This window comes from Pseudomonas sp. YJ42 (assembly GCF_047225135.1).
Lineage (GTDB): Bacteria > Pseudomonadota > Gammaproteobacteria > Pseudomonadales > Pseudomonadaceae > Stutzerimonas > Stutzerimonas stutzeri_E.
The window spans coordinates 444,220-465,672 of sequence record NZ_CP178378.1; the positions used below are offsets into that span (position 1 = coordinate 444,220).

21 protein-coding genes are annotated in these 21,453 nt (G+C 58.7%); 13 read left to right on the top strand and 8 right to left on the bottom strand.

The features are described from left to right. On the bottom strand, window positions 1–897 hold the full coding sequence (locus ACL0K2_RS01925) for a LysR family transcriptional regulator (protein WP_239609005.1): 897 nt from the start codon (window positions 895–897) through the stop codon (window positions 1–3). 99 nt (window positions 898–996) lie between these two features. Between ACL0K2_RS01925 and ACL0K2_RS01930 the strand changes: the two genes are divergently transcribed. Then, window positions 997–1,830, top strand: a complete 834-nt coding sequence (locus ACL0K2_RS01930) for an SDR family oxidoreductase (protein WP_413043653.1) — start codon at window positions 997–999, stop codon at window positions 1,828–1,830. A gap of 104 nt (window positions 1,831–1,934) precedes the next feature. Further along, window positions 1,935–2,429 carry a lipocalin-like domain-containing protein gene (locus ACL0K2_RS01935; RefSeq protein ID WP_413043654.1) on the top strand — a complete coding sequence of 165 codons (495 nt, stop codon included), beginning with the start codon at window positions 1,935–1,937 and terminating at the stop codon, window positions 2,427–2,429. Window positions 2,430–2,447: 18 nt separating this feature from the next. On the opposite strand, the gene ACL0K2_RS01940 is transcribed toward ACL0K2_RS01935, so the two are convergent. Next, a complete protein-coding gene (locus tag ACL0K2_RS01940; RefSeq protein WP_045162260.1) occupies window positions 2,448–3,347 on the bottom strand; it encodes a LysR family transcriptional regulator in 900 nt (299 codons plus the stop codon). Window positions 3,348–3,756: 409 nt separating this feature from the next. Here ACL0K2_RS01940 and ACL0K2_RS01945 point away from each other — a divergent pair, with 409 nt between their 5' ends. From ACL0K2_RS01945 to ACL0K2_RS01975, 7 genes are all read left to right on the top strand, one after another. Next, window positions 3,757–4,464 carry a heavy metal response regulator transcription factor gene (locus ACL0K2_RS01945; protein WP_413043655.1) on the top strand — a complete coding sequence of 236 codons (708 nt, stop codon included), beginning with the start codon at window positions 3,757–3,759 and terminating at the stop codon, window positions 4,462–4,464. Beyond that, complete coding sequence (locus tag ACL0K2_RS01950; protein WP_045162258.1) at window positions 4,461–5,834, top strand: heavy metal sensor histidine kinase; 1,374 nt, start codon at window positions 4,461–4,463, stop codon at window positions 5,832–5,834. The genes ACL0K2_RS01945 and ACL0K2_RS01950 overlap by 4 nt, the downstream gene beginning before the upstream one ends. A gap of 681 nt (window positions 5,835–6,515) precedes the next feature. Continuing rightward, complete coding sequence (locus tag ACL0K2_RS01955) at window positions 6,516–6,776, top strand: DUF2790 domain-containing protein (protein WP_045162257.1); 261 nt, start codon at window positions 6,516–6,518, stop codon at window positions 6,774–6,776. Window positions 6,777–6,951: 175 nt separating this feature from the next. Then, window positions 6,952–8,001 (top strand): oxidoreductase, encoded by a 1,050-nt coding sequence (locus ACL0K2_RS01960; protein WP_045162256.1) that lies wholly within the window; start codon window positions 6,952–6,954, stop codon window positions 7,999–8,001. 75 nt (window positions 8,002–8,076) lie between these two features. Next, complete coding sequence (locus tag ACL0K2_RS01965; RefSeq protein ID WP_413043656.1) at window positions 8,077–9,396, top strand: NTP/NDP exchange transporter; 1,320 nt, start codon at window positions 8,077–8,079, stop codon at window positions 9,394–9,396. A gap of 259 nt (window positions 9,397–9,655) precedes the next feature. Further along, complete coding sequence (locus ACL0K2_RS01970) at window positions 9,656–10,087, top strand: PaaI family thioesterase (RefSeq protein WP_045162254.1); 432 nt, start codon at window positions 9,656–9,658, stop codon at window positions 10,085–10,087. Between the two features lie 4 nt (window positions 10,088–10,091). Next, window positions 10,092–11,105 (top strand): zinc-dependent alcohol dehydrogenase, encoded by a 1,014-nt coding sequence (locus ACL0K2_RS01975; protein ID WP_045162253.1) that lies wholly within the window; start codon window positions 10,092–10,094, stop codon window positions 11,103–11,105. 5 nt (window positions 11,106–11,110) lie between these two features. On the opposite strand, the gene ACL0K2_RS01980 is transcribed toward ACL0K2_RS01975, so the two are convergent. Further along, entirely contained in the window at window positions 11,111–11,578 is a 468-nt protein-coding gene (locus ACL0K2_RS01980) for a MarR family winged helix-turn-helix transcriptional regulator (RefSeq protein WP_413043657.1), read from the bottom strand. Window positions 11,579–11,656: 78 nt separating this feature from the next. Between ACL0K2_RS01980 and ACL0K2_RS01985 the strand changes: the two genes are divergently transcribed. Continuing rightward, a complete protein-coding gene (locus ACL0K2_RS01985) occupies window positions 11,657–12,265 on the top strand; it encodes a glutathione S-transferase N-terminal domain-containing protein (RefSeq protein WP_045162251.1) in 609 nt (202 codons plus the stop codon). A gap of 204 nt (window positions 12,266–12,469) precedes the next feature. On the opposite strand, the gene ACL0K2_RS01990 is transcribed toward ACL0K2_RS01985, so the two are convergent. Both ACL0K2_RS01990 and ACL0K2_RS01995 read right to left on the bottom strand, forming a co-directional pair. Continuing rightward, window positions 12,470–12,706: a hypothetical protein gene (locus ACL0K2_RS01990; RefSeq protein WP_230623622.1), complete on the bottom strand. Its 237-nt coding sequence runs from the start codon at window positions 12,704–12,706 to the stop codon at window positions 12,470–12,472. Continuing rightward, a complete protein-coding gene (locus ACL0K2_RS01995) occupies window positions 12,699–13,484 on the bottom strand; it encodes a VacJ family lipoprotein (RefSeq protein ID WP_045162250.1) in 786 nt (261 codons plus the stop codon). Before ACL0K2_RS01995 ends, ACL0K2_RS01990 begins: the two co-directional genes overlap by 8 nt. A 162-nt stretch (window positions 13,485–13,646) precedes the next feature. Here ACL0K2_RS01995 and ACL0K2_RS02000 point away from each other — a divergent pair, with 162 nt between their 5' ends. Both ACL0K2_RS02000 and ACL0K2_RS02005 read left to right on the top strand, forming a co-directional pair. Beyond that, on the top strand, window positions 13,647–14,360 hold the full coding sequence (locus ACL0K2_RS02000; RefSeq protein ID WP_045162249.1) for a response regulator: 714 nt from the start codon (window positions 13,647–13,649) through the stop codon (window positions 14,358–14,360). Further along, window positions 14,357–15,712, top strand: coding sequence for an ATP-binding protein (locus ACL0K2_RS02005; protein ID WP_045162248.1), 1,356 nt, complete (start codon window positions 14,357–14,359; stop codon window positions 15,710–15,712). The genes ACL0K2_RS02000 and ACL0K2_RS02005 overlap by 4 nt, the downstream gene beginning before the upstream one ends. A 75-nt stretch (window positions 15,713–15,787) precedes the next feature. Here ACL0K2_RS02005 and ACL0K2_RS02010 read toward each other — a convergent pair whose 3' ends face one another. The 3 genes from ACL0K2_RS02010 to ACL0K2_RS02020 form a co-directional block, all read right to left on the bottom strand. Then, window positions 15,788–16,879 carry an AbrB family transcriptional regulator gene (locus tag ACL0K2_RS02010; RefSeq protein WP_045162247.1) on the bottom strand — a complete coding sequence of 364 codons (1,092 nt, stop codon included), beginning with the start codon at window positions 16,877–16,879 and terminating at the stop codon, window positions 15,788–15,790. 26 nt (window positions 16,880–16,905) lie between these two features. Next, entirely contained in the window at window positions 16,906–18,186 is a 1,281-nt protein-coding gene (locus ACL0K2_RS02015) for a lipase family protein (protein WP_413043658.1), read from the bottom strand. Window positions 18,187–18,742: 556 nt separating this feature from the next. Further along, window positions 18,743–19,963: a citrate synthase gene (locus ACL0K2_RS02020; RefSeq protein ID WP_413043659.1), complete on the bottom strand. Its 1,221-nt coding sequence runs from the start codon at window positions 19,961–19,963 to the stop codon at window positions 18,743–18,745. A 167-nt stretch (window positions 19,964–20,130) separates the two neighbouring features. On the opposite strand from ACL0K2_RS02020, the gene ACL0K2_RS02025 reads away from it, so the two are divergent. Next, complete coding sequence (locus tag ACL0K2_RS02025; protein WP_413043660.1) at window positions 20,131–21,423, top strand: CitMHS family transporter; 1,293 nt, start codon at window positions 20,131–20,133, stop codon at window positions 21,421–21,423. The last annotated feature ends 30 nt before the right edge of the window (window positions 21,424–21,453 follow it).

The following is a 21,453-nucleotide window of genomic DNA, read 5'->3' on the forward strand; positions in this document are numbered from 1 at the left end:
TTAGCTCGCTTGTACTGCCTTCAGTACATCGATGAAAGCGCGCAGCGTCGTCGGTATTTGCCGGTGCCCCGAATAGTAAAGGGCGAGTCCTGGCTCGGGAGGACACCAGTCCAGCAGGACGGCTACCAGCCGGCCCTCGGCTATGGCAGCGTCCGCATAAGGCTGCGGAACATAGGCGATGCCCAACCCATCGATGGCCGCTTCCACCATCAGCGTGTTGTTATCCAAGGTAAGTTGCCCCGGCACATCGACTGAAACCGTTCTGCCTTCACGAGCGAATTCCCAGCGGTAGCGCTTGCCGCTCGGTAGCCGTTGGCGAATGCAACATTGTTCCCGAAGGGCCTCCGGTTCATTGATCGGACGCTGGCTGCTCAGGTAGGCCGGCGAGGCGACTGCAATGAACCGCACGGGAGGCCCCAGAGGCACGGCGATCATGTCACGTGGCACTGCCTCCATTAAGCGGACGCCAGCGTCGAACCCCCGCTCGACGATGTCCACCAGCGCGCCGTCAGTGACCAGATCCAGTTCTACGCGAGGATACTGCTCGATGAATTTCGGCACCACGCTGGACAACAACGTTCGTATCCCCCCTTCGTTGCCGTTTATGCGGAGCACGCCGCGCAATTGCGCTGGAGAGGGCGCGAGGTCGGACAGAACTGCATCCATGGCGTTGATCAGCGGCCGCATCCCGGCGATCAGCCGTTCACCTTCAGCGGTAGGCGATACGCTCCGTGTTGTCCGATGCAGTAGGCGCACCCCGAGATCCCGCTCCATCGCGCGGATCGTATGGCTGAGGGAGGAGCGGGTCACGCCAAGCGAGTCCGCCGCTTCGCGAAAGCTGCGACGCGCCACAATCTCGGCGAGGGCGTCCAGGTCGTTCCAGGAAGGTCTTTTCATTGGTGAATTTCTCTCACCAGCACGTTCTGTTTGGTGGGGATTCTGGCAGCAATGATGCAGGACTAGCATGAAGCTCTCAATCATTGTGAGGAGAGCTTCATGACCAAGACCTGGTTTATCACTGGCACATCTTCTGGCCTCGGACGCGTACTTGCGGAGCGTGCGCTGACGCGAGGGACCCACGTGATCGCGACAGCACGCAACCTCAGCGCCTTGGACGATCTAAAGGCACGTTACCCGGAGCAATTGCATCCCCTTGCGCTGGAACTCACCGATACGGCCAATATTCGGCAGGCAGTCGATGCGGCTTTTACGCAGGCTAGACGCATTGACGTCATTGTCAGCAATGCAGGCTATGGGCTGGTCGGTGCCGCCGAAGAGCTGAGCGATGAACAGCTCGCTCGGCAGTTGGCGACCAATCTCACGGGCAGTATCCAGCTCATCCGTGCGGTACTGCCTCATCTTCGCAGGCAGGGCGGTGGGCGCATCGTTCAGATTTCATCCGAAGGCGGTCAGGTGGCTTACCCCGGGTTCAGCCTGTACCACGCAAGCAAATGGGGCATTGAAGGGTTCATCGAGGCGGTCGCGCAGGAGGTGGCCGGATTCGGAATCGACTTTATGCTGGCCGAACCTGGACCAACCGACACGCATTTCGGCGCAGGCATCGATTATGCCCAGGCACGGCCCGACTATGCCGGTACGCCGGCTGACAACGTGCGTACCGCACTGCGGTCAGGATCCTTCCCGGTGAAGGGGGATCCTGAGCGTACGGTGGAAGTCATGATGCGCGCCATTGACCAGCCCAACCCGCCGTTTCGCCTCGCGCTCGGTAGCGCTGCATACGACAACATCCATGCGGCGCTGACGAAGCGTTTGCAAGAGCTCAACGCCTACAAAGCCGAGGCGCTGTTCGCCGACAAATGCCCTTCGTGACCCAATGACCAGACGCAGGCTCTTCATCAAGAGCCTGCCGAGAAGGCACTGTCTTCAGGTACGACATTCGAGGAATGCAGCAGGTACAAATTATGAACATGATAATGCTCGCAATCGTCTTGAGCGGGGTAGTGGCATTGTCCGCTTGCGCACGTAACGCAGCGCTCGCCGAGCCGAACAATCATGTGGTCGGAACCTGGACGATGGTCAGCGCAACGACCGAGCGACAAGGCGTCAGGTCGAATGCCTATGGACCTAACCCGCATGGCTGGCTGGTATTCACAAAGGAGCTGACCTTCGTCGAGGTGCTGACCGACCCGCGCGTTCCGAAATTCGCCTCCGAGGTACGTGGCGAAGGCACGGATGAGGAGAATCGGGCGGCGATGGTCGGCGGGATCGGCTTCTTCGGGCGCTACAGCGTCGACCAGAACGGTGAGTTCAGCGGCAACACCGTCCTGGGGTCAACGTTCCCGAACTGGGTAGGAGCGGTGCGTACCCGCGATGAACTGCAGCTAAGGGTCGAGGGTGAACGAATGATCGAAGATTTCCGTCGCCCTGACGGAACCAGAGTTCACATCGAATGGGAGCGGGTTCGGTAGTAGATGCCGTACGGGCGACTAGGCGTTGGCTTCGGCCTTGATGAAATCCACGAACGCTCGCAGCGGTGACGGGATGTGACGGCGCCCGTGGTAATACAGGAATGGGCCGTCGAAGGCCTGCCACCAGTCTTCAAGGATGGGCACCAGGCTGCCGTCGGCCAGCTCTTGGCGGATGAACTCCTCGAAGGTGTAGAGGATGCCGAGCCCGGCTACGGCGCCACGGATCTTTAGATCGTGGCAGGACGTGAGCAACTGGCCGCGCGGAGGGATTCTGAACGTGCGGCCGTCCTTCTCGAACTCGAATACGCCGACCTTACCGCTCTCGAAACGGTGGCCGAGCAAGTCGTGATGTTCCAGTTCAGCGGGGTGATGTGGCGTGCCTCGTGCCGCTAGGTACGCCGGCGCAGCGGCTGCCACAAAGCGCTGGCGCCGAGGACCGATCGGCACGGCGATCATGTCCATCGCCAAGCTCTCCTCATAGCGCACGCCAGCGTCGTAGCCCGCAGCGATGACATCTATGAAGGTATTTTCCATTACCACCTCGACGTTCACGCCGGGGTAGAGCTTCAGGAAGCGCGTCAGCAGATCCGGCAGTATGTAACGCGCAACAGGAACTGGAACATTCAGCTTGAGTGTTCCGATCGGGCGATGCTCATCGTCATCCAGGTCGTTGAAGGCCGCTTGAATTTCCAGCAGGGCAGGGCGTAGACGTTCAAGCAGGCGTGCTCCGGCGGCGGTTGCCGTTACGCTGCGGGTCGTGCGGTTGAGCAGCCGTACGCCGACATCGCTTTCGAGACGTCGCACGCCGTCGCTTAGCGAAGAAGCGGAGATCCCTCGTTTCTGCGCGGCGGATCGGAACCCGCCGGCTTCTACGACAGCGCTGAACAGGGCAACGTCACTCAGATTGGGTTGGCGCATGCGGCTCTCCTGTGACCCGCCGAAACTGTACGGTCGGTCGTACGGGCCGTCCAGAGATCGGTGGATTATCGCATCGCGCTCGTACAGAAATAATCAGCCCTCGCGCGCCCGTTTATGCAAGGCCGGCCATATCGAATGGCGCCAGATGCTGATAACGCTTTCACGCAGCGACGCGGGACCGGCATCAGTGTGTTTCTGACGAAGATGTTATGAAGCGGTCAGCTTCCCGACATCCATCATCCCCTAACCTGATGGATGGAATAGACCCTAGCTGGCCGCTGCGCAACAACGCCAACTACGGCTCTTTGGCTAGTGAGCCATTATCGTCGCTTAGTAGGTTGCAGTGTTACGTACGACCGGATCGGGCCTCTTGCGGCCTGTTCCGCGATTTCGCCAAAGGAGTTGCCGCATGCGCCTGCTCATCGTCGAGGACGAAGAAAAGACGTCCTCTTATGTTCATCGTGGCTTGACGGAGCTCGGCTACATCGTCGACGTGGCGAGTAACGGCATTGATGGTCTGCACTACGCGCTGGAGATCGACTACGACGTGGTCATCCTCGACGTCATGTTGCCGGGCAAGGACGGCTATGGCGTGCTGCAGGGCCTGCGTTTGCAGAAGAAGACTCCGGTCATCATGTTGTCGGCCAGGGGATCGGTGGATGACCGGGTCAGAGGACTGCGAGAGGGCGCTGATGATTACCTGGGGAAACCCTTTTCATTTGCTGAGCTGGTCGCACGAATCCAGGCGTTGGTGCGTCGCCGCGGCAGTGACGCAGCCGATCTGACCCATATATGCATTGATGATTTGGAGTTGGACTTGCAGGCGCGCAAGGTCATGCGTGCCGGGACACGCCTGGATCTGACGGCCAAGGAGTTCTGTCTGCTGAGCCTTCTGGCGCGGCATCAGGGAGAGATTCTTTCCAAGTTGATGATCGCCGAGCAGGTATGGGACATGAATTTCGATAGTGATGCCAACGTGGTCGAGGTCGCGATCATGCGCCTCCGTGCTAAGGTCGATGCGCCTTATCCGCGCAAATTGCTGCACACCGTCCGCGGCATGGGATATGTGTTGGAAATTCGCGAAGAGAATGGCAAACACGGCGGTGTCGCCAGATGAAGGGATCGATCGCCAGAAGATTGGCGCTGATGTTTGGTCTGGCTGTGATGCTGATCACCTTGATCAGCGCGGTACTGTTGCGCTGTTCTTTGAAACAGTCGCTCGAGCAGCAGGTTCATAGTGAGCTGATACTGCGTCATTCGGTACTCGACCCCGTGCTTGCGAAATACGATTCGCCGGCGTTCTGGGTCGGCTTGCGTCAGAAGCTCGATGGCCTGACGCCCTCGGATCAACGGGTGCGCTATTGGGTCTTGGTCGATAACCCGGACTATAGCTACGGCGGGCCGATGCCCGATGGTCGGGACTGGTCGAAGCGCCCGGATGGTTTTTTCAGGATGGAACTCGCTGACCGGTATCACCCGATGGTGGTACTGCTCAAAACCATCCCGGCCATGGGCAGCCGTCCAGAACTGCAGTTTGCCGTAGGCCTGGACTCAACCCCCGCCATGGAGATTCTGAACAACTTCACCGAAACGCTGATTCTTATTTCAGCGCTGGGTGTGGTGCTGGTTGCATTGCTCGGATACTGGGTCGCGCGCTTCGGCCTGGGGCCTGTCAGGCGATTGAGCAGCCAGGCGAACAGCCTGCCACCGGGGGTCTCGAAGCAGCGACTGGATACCGAGGCGCTGCCTCACGAATTGCAAGAACTGGCGGTGTCGTTCAACGGCGCTCTCGCTCGCCAAGAGGAGGCCTGGTGCCAGCTCGAAGGCTTCAATGCCAATGTTGCACATGAGCTGCGTACTCCGCTGACAAACCTGATCGGCCAGACTCAGGTGGCATTGGCACACGAGCGCGATCTGACAGAGCTCCAGGAGTTGCTGCAATCGAATCTCCAGGAACTGGAGCGGATGGGCACCATAGTCAACGATATGCTGTTCCTGGCTGGTGCCGCGAGCGGGCAGCGAGCCACCGAGCTGAGCGATGTTTCGCTCTGCGAGGAGGCGGCGAAGACAGTGGATTATCTCGAGCCCGCCCTGGCCGGCAAACACCTGAAAGTGGTCATCGAAGGTGACATGCACGTACGGATCGATCGACGCCTTTTTCATCGGTCTCTGGCAAACCTGCTGCAGAATGCGGTTCGCTATGCGGCTCCGGCAAGCACCATCACGGTGAGATTGGTCCGTGACGGCATGCAGGCCGAGGTGAGCGTCTCCAACGTGGGCGAGCCCATTGACAGTACGCATCTGGAGCGCCTGTTCGAACGTTTCTATCGCGCCGACGCGGCCAGGACGCGGAGTGACGCGCACCACGGTTTGGGGCTGTCCATCGTGCGAGCGGTGGCCTCCATGCATGGAGGACAGGTCTTCGCGCGCAGTGAGGACGGGGTCAATACCATCGGATTTTCCTTGACGAGCGAAACCATCCGTTAACCCTTACCGATCAATCCGAGCCGTCCGGGCGCACGTCGTCAAACGCCAGCGATTGATATCTTCCTGTTAGCCAACTGTCACCTTGACGTCAGCCCTCCCGCCCTAGAGTGCATCCACACCTAGGGTGAGGAGAATCAACGTGGAAATGCCAAATGCGGTGCGTGATTGGCCTGGTTCAGGGCGGGATCGCCAAGCCAGCATGGCGGCCAATCGGATACAGGTTCCGCCTGCTTTGGTCGCCACGCCTTTCGGCATTGGTACCGCCAGCTTCCCGAATAGCCGCGCCCAAGCCATCGAGGCGCCATCGCGAGCGCATCCCAACCCGCTCGCCGAAATCACCGAACACTTCACGCTCAATGCCCTGAACGCGGCCGCCCTCGACCTGCAGCCCAGCTTGAACCCCCCTTCAAAGCGCGCCCGGACCGTAGTGGTCGCAGCAGGTGCCGTCACGGGGCGGTTGTCCACGAAGTGTCCAGCCTGCAGAGATTGCGCGAACGCTAGCTCAACGCCGCCGACAGTCCGTTCCCGGGCAGTCGTATCACCTCCGACAGCCCTGTCATTGATCGAGCGTCAACTCCGGCTTTGCGTCCGCCAGCGCCGCATTGATGCCGTTCCTCATTCGCAAAGCCGTCTTCGGCAAAACCGTCAAGGCTGCGGGTCACCAGCCGTCCAGGAGTCCATATGAACATCCGTAACTTGTCGATCGCCAGCCTCATGGCGATCAGCACCCTAAGCGGTTCACCGCTAAGCGCCGCAGAGCAGGCCGATGTCCCCGCCTATCAATACGGCATGCAACTGGATATCGCCAAGGTCATTCGCATCGAGGAACCGACGCCGCCAGTGTGCGAGCTCGTGCGAGCGCAAATGACGTACCTGACTTCAGAAGGAAAAACAGAAACCGTCAGTTTTCTGAAACAGGCCGATTCGTGCCTGCTGCAGTAGAGGCCAAAGCCAGTGCGAGATCGCTTTCCGGGCGATGCCGTTGTCGCTGGCGAAGAGACGGAGTATCGCGCATCGGACCGGTTTACCCATGCGCGCGGTAGCGGCCTGTGGGTCGTGTACACATGCCGTCACAGGTCTGGCGGCGCTAGTCACTACTTCAATAGAGAACTCAGTCATGTGGAACAGAACATTAGTGATGGACATGGCGGACAGTAAAAGCCGCGTTATCAAGCTGGTGCGCACGCTGACCGCTGGCGCCACGTTGCTAGCTGCAGTGAGCATTGAGGCCGCTGGCCGCGTCGCACCGCCCCCCGATTGGTCAGCCAGTGACATGCCATCCCAGGAGGGGCGCATCGTCCTGATCACAGGCGGCACCAGCGGAATGGGCTATGAGGACGCGTTAGCACTTTCGCGTGCGGGCGCTGAGGTCATCATCGCCGCCCGCAATCCGGAGCGTGGTGCACAGACCATCGCCCGTATCCAGGCGGCCGTGCCCGATGCCAAGGTGCAATTCGAGGCCGTGGACCTGGCCGATCTGTCTTCCGTACGAGGCCTGGCCCAGCGTCTCAATCAACGGCTGCCGCGGCTCGATGTGCTGATCAACAACGCCGCCATCATGGCGCCGCCCGAACGCGGCACTTCCGCCGACGGCTTCGAAATGCAGCTGGCGACCAATTATCTGGGGCATTTCGCCCTAACCGGTCTGATGTTGCCGCTGTTGCAGGAGAGTCAAGATGCTCGTGTAATCGGCGTTTCGAGCATTGCTGCCGCTCGCGGGCAGATGAACTTCGACGACCTCCAGGCCGAGCAGGCATATGACCCGCTGGCGGCCTATGCGCAGTCGAAACTGGCCATCCTCCACTGGATGTTCACCTTGCAGCGGCGCAGCGAGGCCGCCGGGTGGGGTGTCCAGGCCATTGCTGCGCACCCGGGCGTCGCCGTGACCGAGCTAATCGCACGTGGTCCCGGGTTGAACAGCGAATTCGGCCAGCGCTGGGCAAAGGATCGCGACGAATACCACTCCGCGGCTCAGGGGGCGCTGTCGACGCTCTATGCTGCCACTGCTCCAGAGGCTGTCGGCGGCGCCTATTACGGCCCGATCGGGGAAGATCAAAAACGCGGGCCGTTGGGCTTGGCAAAGATTCCGCCAACCGCCACCGACAAGCAAGATGCCGACCGGCTTTGGGCGGTCTCCGAGCAGCTAACGGGCGTTACCTATCCCTGATTGCTTGGCGGGCATGGGCGCCGCCCGTGCCCGACGCTCCTAGCAGTCGCCTGCTGTCTTAATCGTGGAGTTCCCATGAGCACGTCTTCTTATTTGCGCCGGTTAAGCCTCGCTATCAATGCCCGTGACCAAGAGCTACAACCGGCGCTATCGGGCTTTCTGTTGTTTCTTTGCCTTTTCGCCGGTTACTTCATGCTGCGTCCCATACGCGAATCGATGGGCATCGCGGCAGGCGTCGAGAATCTCCAGTGGCTATTCACCGTCACCTTCCTGGCCATGCTGGCCGCCGTTCCGCTGTTCGCCTGGCTCAGCTCCAAGGTTCCACGTTTGCGCTTCATCAATTGGGTGTACGGCTTCTTTGCCATCAACCTGTTGGTATTCGTCGAGCTGTTTCAATTTCAGCCAGACAGCATCTGGCTGGCCCGCGTCTTCTACGTATGGATATCCGTTTACAACCTTTTCGTTGTCTCCGTGGCCTGGAGCCTGATGGCGGATGTGTTCGACAACGAGCAGGCCAAACGCCTGTTCGCCTTCATCGCGGCGGGCGCCAGCGTCGGCGGGCTGCTCGGACCGGCCCTGAGCGCGCTGCTCATCGGCGTCATTGGCGAGGCGGGATTGATGTTCGTGGCGGCCCTCTTGCTCGGCGTCACGCTTGTATTGAAACAGGCGCTGATGCGGTGGCGTGAAGTGGGCGGTGCTGGCCGGCCCGGCGCCGCGCCGTCGGAACATCCCCGACAGCCGCTGCCCGGCAATCCGTTCAGCGGACTGACGTCGGTGCTCAGGTCGCCGTACTTACTGGGGATCGCTGGATTCGTGGTGCTATTGTCGACCGTGACCACGTTTCTCTACTTCGAGCAGGCTCGCTTGGTGGCCGAACAATTCCCCGATCGCGAGATGCAGGTCCGGGTCTTCGGCACCATCGACGTCATCGTGCAGGTCGGCGCTTTACTCTCGCAGCTGTTCATCACCGGACGTATCGCGCAGAAACTGGGGGTGCGCGTGCTGCTGGCGGTCGTGCCGCTACTCATGTGCATCGGGTTCGTTGGCCTCGCGCTGGCACCCGGATTCGCTCTGCTCGCGACCCTGATGATTGTCCGACGCATCGGCGAATACGCATTCGTCCGGCCGGGACGGGAAATGCTGTTTGCACCGTTGGATGCCGAGAGCAAATACAAGGCCAAGACGTTTATCGATACGGTGGTCTATCGCGGCGGTGACGCCGTCAGTGGGTGGGCCAAGAGTCTGCTGGACATGCTAGGGCAGGGCGCCGGTCTGGGCGCAATGATCGGAGCGGTTTGCGCATTGCTTTGGGCCGGCCTGGGATGGCGACTCGGACGACAGGCCGACCATCAGCAGGAGCGTGTGCGGGTTACCGCCAGTGCCGTCGGGACATGACGAGTGCTTCCAAATTGCGGCGTCTTGACCCGCCTGCGTGAATAGAAGACTCATCACATCAACAATGTTGACCTGATGCACGTACAACGTATAGGTTAGCGCTAGTCATCGCGCCTGCAGCTGCTTCACAAGTTCACGAGCCTTCTCGTTGTGACCGTTGAAGAGGCTGATACCAGCTTTGGCGTGCGCCGGCTCTTTGAGGCTCCGGCGGTTTTGCACCCAGCCCATCACAACGCCATTGCGATTATGGAGACGTTGCATGATTGAATCGGAGACTTCGGGCTTGCAGGCCCTGCGCGCGCTGATCCGCGGTGAGATTGCCGCGCCTACCATTGGTCATACGATGGCCATGACCGCCGTGGACGTGACGCCAGGGCGCATCAGGCTTGAGGCTCGACCTGACGAGCGTCATCTCAACCCAGCCGGCGGCGTACATGGTGGTTTCGCAGCGACCTGTCTGGACGGCGCGGCGGCATTGGCGTTGTTCTCGATGCTGGAAGCCACGACTGCGCATTCGACAGTCGACCTGAACGTCAAATATCTACGCCCCCTGATCGCGGGTGAGACCTATCGCGTGGATGGCTGGGTCGTTGATCGCACCCGAAGCCTGGCGATCTGCGACGCCCAGGTGGTTGACGATGCTGGAACGCTATACGCCAAAGCCACGACCACCTTCGCGATCAGAGGCTGAGGCGATGAAAGAACTGATGGTTCTTGGGGGAGGGCAGCTGGCGTGGGTGGACGCCCCGTCTCCAGCGCTCGGTAGCCCGCGCAGCGCACTGGTGCGGCCTATCGCGTCCGCGTCCTGCGATCTCGACCGCCGCTTGATCGCTGGCGTGACGCCCTTCAAACCGCCCTTCGCGCTAGGTCATGAATGCGTGGCCGAAGTGCTGGAGGTCGGCGAGGAGGTTCGAGGCGTGCGGCGCGGCGACCTGGTGTCGGTGCCCTGGAAGATCGCCTGTGGTGAGTGCCCGCAATGCCGTGCAGGACGATTCACCGCCTGTACCGCGGTGCCACGTCACGCCGCTTATGGCGTGCCGGCGGGAGGGAACTGGGGAGGGCTTTTCTCGGAGGTCGTCCATGTCCCGTTCGCAGACGCCATGCTGGTGCCGTTGCCGCCCGGCTTGAACCCGCTGGCAGTCGCCAGCGCCAGCGACAACTTGACGGATGCTTGGGTCGCAGCCAGCCGCCCCATCGCCACGCGCGACGATGCGCGAGTGCTGGTCGTCGGCGGCACCGAGAGCCTCGGCGTGTTGGCGGTACAAATGGCGGTTGCGGCAGGGGCGGCTGAGGTCGACTATCTGGATGACAGCGACTATCGGTTGGACCTGGCTCGGAAAAGCGGTGCGAACGTTGAGTTGGACAGGGTACTGGATGAGCGCTACGACGTAGTGGTTTCGGCCACGCGCGATCCCCAAGCGCTGCACCGAGCGCTTCTGGCGCTGGCCCCGGGCGGGCACTGCTCGTGCATCGGCATCATTTTCGAGGATCCGAAAATTCCGCTGTTTGGCATGTACCTTCGCGATGTCACCTTATCGGTAGGGGTATGTAATGTGCGTCCGCACATCCCCAAGGTGTTCGATCTGGTGGCAACCGGGCGCTGCGATCCGTTGCTGGTAAGCCCCAGTGTGGTCTCATGCGAAGAGGCGACAGAAGCGCTGATCCAGCCGCTGGCAAAGTGCATCGTGGTACGCGAGCGCATCACCTGAGCCACTTAGTTGAGGCGTTCGGCCAGGGCCAGCATCACCGCCGTCCAGGCTTCCCGGCCTGGGCCATCGGTGTGCGCGAAGGCTTGGCGCAGTGTCTCGCGCTCCAGCTCGGTGGCCTGGTGCTCCAACGCCTCACCCTGTTCGGTGAGCGCCAGCAGTTTGTAGCGATGGCGCTCCGGCTGGCGCGTGTAGCACACAAGCTCACGCTCGAAAAGATGCGTCAGCGGCCGGTGTATCGCTTGCTTGCTGACGCCAAGCGTGGATGTCAGTTCCCCTATGTTGATCTTCTCGGCACGGGCAATGATATAGAGGATACGGTGATGTACACGGGACAAACCCTGGGCGCCGAGAAACGCGTCCGCCTCGACGGTCAGCCCACGGAATCCAAAGTGCAACAACTCCAGGCAGCGATCGAGCGGGTCCAGCGATTTCATGCGCACGGAGGCCGCGTTGATCTTCTTGTCTATGACCATGGTGCGCCCCTTCATTGAACTGCGGCGAAGCCTAAGCTTTGCCCGTCACTCGAACAACTCTTGCAGTGAGGCCTAATCATGCAACTAACCTATGCCGCCGCATCGCCCTTCGCTCGAAAAGTCCGTGTGCTAGCGATTGAAACCGACCTGATTCAGCGGATGAAGCTGATCGATACCGCTGTTTTGCCGATTACCCACAATGACCAGGTCAATGCGCTCAATCCGCTTGGCAAGGTTCCGGTGCTACTGACTGATCTCGGCGAGGTGCTGTATGACAGCCGCGTGATTTGCGAATACCTCGACAGCCTGCACGACCGGCCTCGGCTGTACCCGGCAGAGGCGGCCGAAAGATGGCGCGCCCTACGCCTGGCAGCGTTGGCGGACGGCCTGATGGAAGCCGCGCTCCTGGTGCGATATGAGCGCGCCGTGCGTCCGGCTGAGCTGCAGTGGGATGAGTGGGTCGAAGGTCAGCTGGGCAAGGTGCGTCGCGCATTGATGACGCTGGAACAGCAGGCTACGGAGCTTCAGGGGTCACTGAACATTGCGCAAATTGCGGTCGCTTGCGCATTGGGCTACCTGGATTTTCGCTTCGCCGACTTGGCGTGGCGACATGGAGCGCCAGAATTGGCAAGCTTTCAGGAAGGGTTTGCAGCTCGTGAATCGATGAAGCTCACGGCTCCGGTGTAACGGAATCAACATTGCAGTGAATGCATGAGGCGAAGCCTGCCTGTTTTTGGGGCTCGCTAGCGCCGCGTCAATGCGAAGCTCGCCCAAGAGGCGTTACGACAGATCACACGAAGCGGCCATTCGAGCCGTAATGCAGCCAAATGATCCGCTCCGCTTGTTATTCCCACTCTCGCGATCCGATGCACACGGCGTGCTCGGGCGTCTTTAATTCTTTTCCGCATCGCTGTTGCTGATGATCCAGCGAATCAGACTCGCCACAGGCACCTGGTGATGATGCACGAGATCCCAGCCGGGTCGTTCGCGGCAATAGAATTCCGTGTAGCGGCTGAGGATCAGGTGACGTTTGTCGTTCGTGAGGTTGAGTTCGAATTCGCGATAGTGCAACGAGTTCGAGTCAGGTGCTCGTAGCCGGCGATGAAGCCGCATCGTTGTATCAGTCACTGTCGCTTTCCTCGATACAGTTTCGCGTTGCAGCGTCGGTGGATCCGGTTTTGCCTTCGATAACGAAGTTGGCACGCCGTTTCGCTACCTCGTCACGCAATGCAAGGTAGTAGTCGGGTTCTTTCTCGAGTTTGCTGGTCAAGGGCAATGATTCCGCCCGGCCATCGATTACCCCTCCGACCTTGTCAACCGTGCCGAGTGTCTCAATCGTATCGCTGTCGGAATTCAACGGCGAAACCACGGAGCTCAGGAGTCTCCCCGCAGCGTCCCTGAGGTTGGATGTACCCAGCAATGGCAGCTCAACGATCGGACCACTGGCCAGATTCCATACGCCGAAGGTCTGACCGAAGTCAGACTCGTGCCGCTCGATATTCAACCGTCCGGAAACATCGACGAGTCCGAGTAAACCAACCGTACTGTTCAGCGCGAAGCGTCCCACCGTTCTCACCGATCGCTTCGCATTGCCCTGCAATAGGTCGTTGATAAATACCTTCGGCTCGCCAAAGTTGGCGACGAAGTTATGAACGCCGTCTTGAACGACGCCCGGAAGGTGACGATAACCGCGCGCGACGGGAGCCAGTAGGTAGTCATCCACAGTGCGGTTGAACGCGAATATGCCGCGATTGAGCGGTTCCACTGGGTCATAGACCGAAACGGGTTCAACCGCGCAGCTCGACGTCGCGAGGGAAGGTGGCGTGCTTGCACAGCCAACGGTCAATGCGGCGGCGACGCTTAGAGCGGTTATACGAAGTGTCAATGCGGACTTCAGGATTGGCATGCGAGCAATCTCGGTGAGGATTTTTCGCGATGCTGCCTGAGCGGTTTTTCCTGAAGATTTCCTTATCGCTTCTGTGAGGAAACAATATTCCCAAATTGAAATATATGACGGGCGGCGCGCAATGGTTTTAGATATTCCTTCCTGCGTGCCGTGTACGAAGCCATGATCCGTTTATTACTTGTGGACGACGACATTGAAGTCCTCGCCCTGTTAAAGAAATTCCTAGAGCAACATGGCTATGTCGTGGATGTGGCAACAGACGGCCGTGCATTGTGGCAGGCGCTGGAGAAGCAACTGCCTGATCTTGTGATCCTGGACGTGATGCTCCCCGGCGAGAATGGCCTGGTGCTCTGCCAGCGATTGCGAGCCGACTATGCGATAGCGGTCATCATGCTCACGGCAATGGGCGAACTCAGTGATCGCGTCGTAGGCCTGGAACTGGGTGCCGATGACTATCTGACCAAGCCATTCGATGCCCGGGAGCTTCTGGCCAGGGTCCGTGCTGTTATCAGGCGTACCGCTGGCATCAATAACGCACGAAACGACAAGCCCCGGCCTATCCTGGGGTTTGCCGGTTGGGAGCTGGATGTGGCGCTTCGCGAGCTTAGGTCGCCGGAGGGCGTAATGATCCCGCTCTCTGGCGGAGAATTCGAGCTGCTCCTGGTATTCGCTGAGCATCCTCGGCGAGTCCTGACACGACAACAGTTGCTCGACCTGACACGGGGCGAGGCTCACGAAGCCTACGACCGAAGCATCGATGTTCAAGTCAGCCGTCTACGGCGCAAGCTGGAAAGTGATGTTATTGAAACGCCAATGATTCGTACTGTCCGCAATGGCGGTTATCTATTTACCCCACAGGTCGCGGTGAAACGATGAATCTAGTGCGCCGCATGCTGGCTTCGGTCCATCGTTCCAGCGATACGGTGGCTCGCTGGATTGCATTGACTACGATGGCCGCCATGTTGACCGCATTGGCGCTCAATGGGCTCCTCAGTCAGTTGGCCGGCATCTGGGCTCGTCCACCGTTGCTGGAAACGGGTTTGCTCGAAAGGTGCGCGACCATTACCCGGATAGTCGGCGCTGCGATACCCGAGCAAAGGCCTGGAATTGCGAAGGCAGCCAGTGATGAGATGCTCACCGTCAAATGGCTCGAGAAGCATGACGATGCAGGAATGCCGAAGCTGGATGACCCTGAGTTCAGAGCCGGTGAGCAGATCTTGCGTCGTCAGCTAAAGCAGTCTGACGTAAAGATCGAGGCGTACGTACCGAGCGATTGGCCTGCGCCTGATGTGGCTAAAGGTTACGTGTTGTTGATCGAGCTCAGTGACAGCTCCTGGGTGATGTTCTCGGCTCCTACTCGTAACTGGGGGCTGGATGTGGTGCCAAGAAATTTGATCGTGATGGTCACGGTGTTGTTGTCGACGATTGTCGTCGCTCTGATTGCCACGCGGCATCTGGCGAGCCCGCTGGAACGTTTCGCCCAGGGCGCGAGACGTTTTGGAACGGATTTCAGATCACCTCCGATTGCCGTGGAGGGTCCGCGGGAAATCCGTCAGGCCATTGTGGCGTTCAATGCCATGCAAGCTCAGTTGCAGCACTTCATAAATGACCGTACGCAGATGCTCGCGGCTATCTCACATGACCTTCGTGCACCCCTGACTCGTATGCGTCTACGCGGTGAATTTATCGGAGATACGGAGCAGCAGGCCAGACTGTTCCGGGACGTGGACGAGATGCGCGCAATGGTAAACAGCGCTCTGGAATTCTTCCGGGATGATGCGAGGCTAGAGCCAGCCACGACGTTCGACCTCGCTGCGCTGCTGCAGACCGTCGTAGACGACTATAAAGACTCCGGAGTGGACATCCCATTGTTCGGTCCTGACCGCCTCGTTTATGTGGGTCGCCCTATTGGAATCAGGAGGACGGTCACCAACTTGTTGGACAATGCGATCAAGTACGGCGGCGGATGCACTGTTGAGCTTGTCGCTGGTGCTGGCAAGGTCGAGATTCGAGTTCTGGACGAAGGCCCCGGTATCGCGACCGAGCATCTGGAGTGCGTGTTCAAGCCATTCTTTCGCATAGAGGGCTCTCGAAACAAAGACACCGGGGGGATAGGTCTAGGATTGCCCGCCGCACGGGCAACGGTGCTTGAGCATGGTGGAACGCTGACACTGCGTAACCGCCATGAAGGCGGTTTGGCAGCTGAAATCGTACTGCCGACTTGCTAGCGATCAAGGCGCGAGCAAGCACGGACATCAAGGATTCACCCAACTGCGAGGCGTTTAGTACGACACGCCCGATCGTCACAACTCAGCCGACTGTCGCCGGCTTTGCCAGTCAGCAACCGCTCTTGCCACTCCCGGCCCGATCGACAGCACCATGAGCAAGCGCAAAAACTGCGATGCCAGTATCAGTGGCAGAAGCACATCGGCGTCTCTGGCGATGATTACGATGGTTTCGATGCCGCCTGGGCTCAGGGCGAGATAGGCTGTAAGCAAGCCGATGTCCGGAATCATACGAGCCAGCACGAGGGCTAGCAGGCCACAAACGAGAATGACCACTGCAATCGCCGCCAGCATTACTGGCAACAGCGCCAGACAATGTCTTAGCGCGCTACGAGTGAACATCAAACCCACGTACCAGCCCGTTATCGTGAAGGCGGGGATGAAAATGAATGACGGCACCTCGATGCTGATCAAACCGGCCGCTTGCAATGCCGTTCCGCCGAATGCAGGAAACAGAAGCGCGAGAGCGCCATTGCCGGTCAGCTTAGCCACCGCATAGCCGCAAAACGCAAGGCCGAGCCCGGCGAGGATAGGCCCGTATTCCGCAGATAAAGACCACGCTAGCCCAGCCGGGCCGGATGCCGATTCGCCAGTCCCATGCGTTTGACCGAGAATTGAGGCCATGGAAATTGATGCAACCGACACCAGCACGATACGGGAATACTGCATCATCGCGACGACACGCGGATCGGAATGGTGGGTATCGGCTAATAGCACCATCGCAGATGCCGCGCCTGGGAAGAGCCCCCAGATCGCGGTGGTGTTGGGCAGCCACCGACAACGCGCGATGATCACGCTGACAATTACGATAATGGCCATGGTTGCGATGTTGGTTGTCGTCAACGCAAGCCAATGATCTGTATACGCAGCGAGCAAGCTAGGCGTGATGAATCCCGCTATCAGACAGCCCATCACACTTTGCGCGCCGAGCGAGAAGTTTCGTTGCAGGCGAAGGCCGGCTCCGCTCAAAGCAACCAGTATCGCCGCGATCATAGGGCCGAGCATAAAAGCAGCAGGCATCCTCAACTGGTGCATCAATGCCGCGGCCCCGGCGGACAACAGAATGAGGACGAGCCAGGAGGTGGTTTTGCGAATGCCGTGTCTTGTCATTGTCGAGTCCAGGGGCGCACCCCTTATCAATCGTCGTTAAAGGGTGCGCTGGGATCTTTCTCACCGGGAGGCCCAGGAGGCTGGATATTCGAGCAATTCGGCGTGTACTGCTGTTCGGCAAGTTGTGCATCCGCAAAAGCGAAGGCCTCGTTCAACGAGCCATGCAGCACGCCGTCATGACCCAATCCATCGAAAACCCGCCATGTAACCTGATTCCCAGCAGCGCACAATGCTGCCGCCACGGCATGCTGCCTTTTGGGTGTAATCGTCTCGTCGGCCTGGCCTGTGGCGATCAATAGCGGAAATGGAATCTCGGCCAATGGCATGTCGGTCGTGGGAACACGCAGCGCGTCAAGCTGGTCGCGAGTAATCGCCAAGAGGTCGGTAAACGAGCGAACCTTGAGTTCTCGGGCTTTGAGAGCGATATCACGCGTACAACCCCGTCGGGCGATGTCGAGAAGCTCAAGCCCCTGAGATGAAAGTATGTCCTCAATTGCCGGCCCATCTCCGCGCAACCCTCCGGTGGCGAACGACAGGAACATGGTATTGGAATAGCGTGGCGGAACCGCGACCGGCCCTTCGGGGAACGTGCTGTTAGGAGCTGTGATAATCGCGCCGAGGATCGTTAGATCTGGTGCATAGCTAGCACTAAGTATCGCCGCTCCTAAAGCGGCGCCCCCGCCCTGTGATTGCCCAGCGAGGAAAGCCCGGCTTGATAGACGCCCAGGCCTAACGGCGTGGGCTGCGCGAATCGCATCGAGAACAGAGCGTCCCTCTGCTTGCCAGACCGAATAGGGGTGAGGTCCCGGACCTCCCAAGCCTTGATAGTCACTGGCAACGACGGCGAATCCACGCTCTAGCCAACGATTGATGTATGCAGCATCACGCGCTTTGAAGCCGGTCCAGGAAGGCGCGCAAATGTCAGCGATGCCAAGCGTGCCGTGGGCCCATGCCAAAAGTGGCCAACCTTCAGATGGGGTAGGGGTCGCTGGCAGAAATAGTGTTCCGCTGACAGGAATCAACCCTGACTGCCAACGCTGGTCCGTGGAGCTGTAGAGGATGCGAATCGCCTCAGAGGCCGCCGGGATCTCTTTCTGCGGCTGGAGCGTTTCGCTCCTCAGCGCAGCACCGGGAAACGCGGGCATCTCGTCCTGCCATCGATAAAATGGCGAGATGTCCATATCGCCTGCGGAGGGGCCTACTGGTAGTTCATCGGCGGTCATTACGTTAGGTAAAACCACAATGGATGCGCATAGCCCAATGCGCGCCAGAATCCGTGAAACTTTAAAAGATCGATAAATCGGCATTAGAGTTTGCCTCTATACGAGACCATCAGAGCAATATCTGAAAGCCAGCCGACCGGCCAACTTAGATGAGAGCAGAGTCGAATATCACCCATACCGAATTGCCAGCTATTACCTGTCACTCGAAAAAAAGTGGCTTGCAAGTTCGGTTGGGCATTTGTTTTTTAGCCGGATACAGCGTTGTTCTGCCCGAGCAAGGACATCAGGTCGACAGGCCGAGTGTTGATTGTTCTGTACTTGGTGATGCGCTGTTCCGACAGGACCTGACGCGCTACTTCACCGCCCGGTTACGCCATAGCTTGATTGAATTTATGCTATTGATTTAATGCCGTAAATCTGTACGAAATTCATCAATGTAAACTATTCATTGCATCGAGGCGGGCAGGGGGCGTTGGCTCACGGAGCGTCGAGGCCCAGGACGCCTACAGAAGAGCGGGCGCCTTCATCTTCGAGCATTTAGGTGGAGCCGCTGGGCGATCGACTTGTCTCGTGGAGGGTAGGTTTGCTGGTTAACGAAGGACGAGGCGGACGCGGCAAAGGGGCATCGCCTCGTCACCCATCATGGAAGCTTGCCGGTGTAGTTAGCACGTTGACGGGCCGCAGGTTGTTGGCATTGTTCGCTGGCATGAGCAATCCAGCCGATCGTCCTGGCAATCCCCGCCAACGCTAGCTCCTCTCCGACAAGATTGCATTTTCTTCCCACAAAGCTGGCCAGCAGAACGAACTCTGGTGGTTTACGAACCAACTCGTTGGCCACCTCAGCGGCTTTGAGCAGATTTTTGAACTCCTGATCCGCCTCAAATGTTTCTACCAACGCAGCCATCAGATTGCCAACGCGGGGATCCACCACTTTGTGGGTGGAATGGTTAAACCCAGGTATTTCACCGCTCTGGCTGAAGTGCTGCAGAAGGGCTGGAGTAGGGTCTTTCGCGGTACATATTTCGAAGAGCAGCCGGTTGGCTGCCTGGTGTCTGCTGTAAGCGGTTCGCCTGCCTTGATATGTAGTCAGCCCTGCGATCGCCGCATAGTAGGGAGTCACACCTGTTCGGGCCGCAGCTCTGACGCTATAAGTGCAATGATCGAATTCATGGTCTATGAACAGGACCATTAAGCGTCTGATCAGGTCCCGATACGCTGGGTCTACGCCCAACTCCGCGGTCAAGAATTCGTGCAATGGCCTTGTACTAGGAGCTCCGCGGCCCGCGATAAGCGATGCCAGGATGCGTACGACATCGGCGCCAGTCCGGGCGTAAGCGTCGGGCGACAGGTCGAATGATCGCGGGTTCTCTCGTTCAACCAACGGAAAAAGCGCAATCGCTTTTTCTGAGACGGTCATATCACGGTAGAGCTCAAGCAGTGCCTGGGTGCTTTCAGGCATCACGGGGAGCGAATTTGAAAAGGCTCCCGACGATTGCCAAATGAGCTCCGCCGCTTCTTCAACGGACGCTGAGTCGGCCAGTTCTACGGCGCTTACGCCACGGTAATAGACGCCGTTGTCCGTCAACAGGGTGATGGCACTGCTTTGATTGCCCAGGTCTAGTGCCGGCTGTGCGGCGATATTGGTTCGCTGCTCGCCCTTGGACAGCCTTTCGATGTCGGCGGCCCAATATCGTCGCTTTCGAGATCCTTCGACTTTGACCGATCGGATGTTCTTACGGCTTACATAAGCGTACAGAGTTGGCAGGTTCACACCGAGACGGCTAGCCGCTTCCTCTGCTGTCAGATACAGATGATCGTCGCTCATAGGTAAACCGCCCTGGCCATTTACAGATTTCCTCATCGTTCCCGTCGTATCTCGACAGCGATCGATTTAATCATGCATGCATAAAAAAAGTAAATATGCACTGAAAAAATCAAGATTTACGCACGGATAATCAATATGTACTGTTGCGCTGTGATCACCGGACGAGTGAATCGCATATTTCTAAAAATAAGAAGGATGGTGATATGGCTTGGATTGGTTTCGGGATGGTCATTACCTTTATGGCCTTGATCATGACTAGACGATTGTCTGCCGTGGTAGCGCTTATTCTCGTCCCAGTAGTTTATGGACTCTTGGCCGGGCTGGGTGGCGACATGGGCGGCATGATCATGGATGGAATGCGCCAAGTCGCTCCGATCGCGATCATGCTGGTGTTCGCGATACTGCTGTTCTCAATCATGTACGACGCGGGGCTTTTCGAACCGATCGTCAGAGTAATAACACGCTTTGCCGGCAGCGACCCCCTGCGGATCAGCCTGGCGACGGCCTTTCTTGGCGCGGTGACCTCTCTTGATGGCGATGGAACCAGTACCGTACTTATCGTAGTGACGGCATTTCTGCCTGTTTATCTTCGCATCGGAATGAATCCACTGATTATTGCGCTGCTTATCCTTCTGACCAACACAATGATCAATATCATTCCTTGGGGCGGCCCTACGGCCCGTGTAGCCAGCGCTCTGCACTTGGATGTGATGGATGTCTTCGTAGGGCTTATTCCGGCCGCCTTGCTAGGACTCGTCTATGCCGGAGGCGTTGCGTGGTGGCTAGGCATAAGAGAACGAAAGCGCCTGGGTTGGGCGCCTGGCAAAGATATGCTGGCGTCGGAAACAGACGTGGCGATACCGGAGATTGATCGGAGTCATCAGCGGCCAAAACTCGTCTGGGTCAATCTTTTCCTGATGCTTGGAATGGCTGGGGCCATGGGTACTGGTTTGGCGCCGTTGCCAGTCGTCATGGTGGTTACCTTCGCCCTAGCGTTGCTGATCAACTATCCACGGCTGGCAGAGCAGAAGAAGCGCATCGCAGCACACGCAGAGAATGCGGTTACGGTTGCCACACTTATCTTCGCCGCCGGTGTGTTTACGGGCATTCTGACGGGCTCGGGGATGGTGGACGCAATGTCCCAATCGTTTGTTTCCGTTATCCCAGAAGCTGCCGGTAGTTATATGGCGATAATTACTGCGTTCGCGTCGTTACCTTTCACCTTCTTCATGTCTAACGACGCTTATTTTTTTGGGATCGTCCCAATCCTTGCTGCCGCTGGAGCTGAATATGGAGTCGATCCAATTCATATCGCGCGAGCCTCCATGCTTGGGCAACCCGTACATGCGCTCAGCCCACTGATCGCGGCCATCTATGTGATAGGCGGGCTTCTTAAAAAGGAGATTGGAGAGCTCCAGAAGTTTGCGCTGTTGCCAGCTATCTGCGCATCGCTGGTTCTAATTGTGGGTGCCTCCATTACCGGGGCTATTTCCTAGCAACTAATAACGAATTGATGTGAAACATCG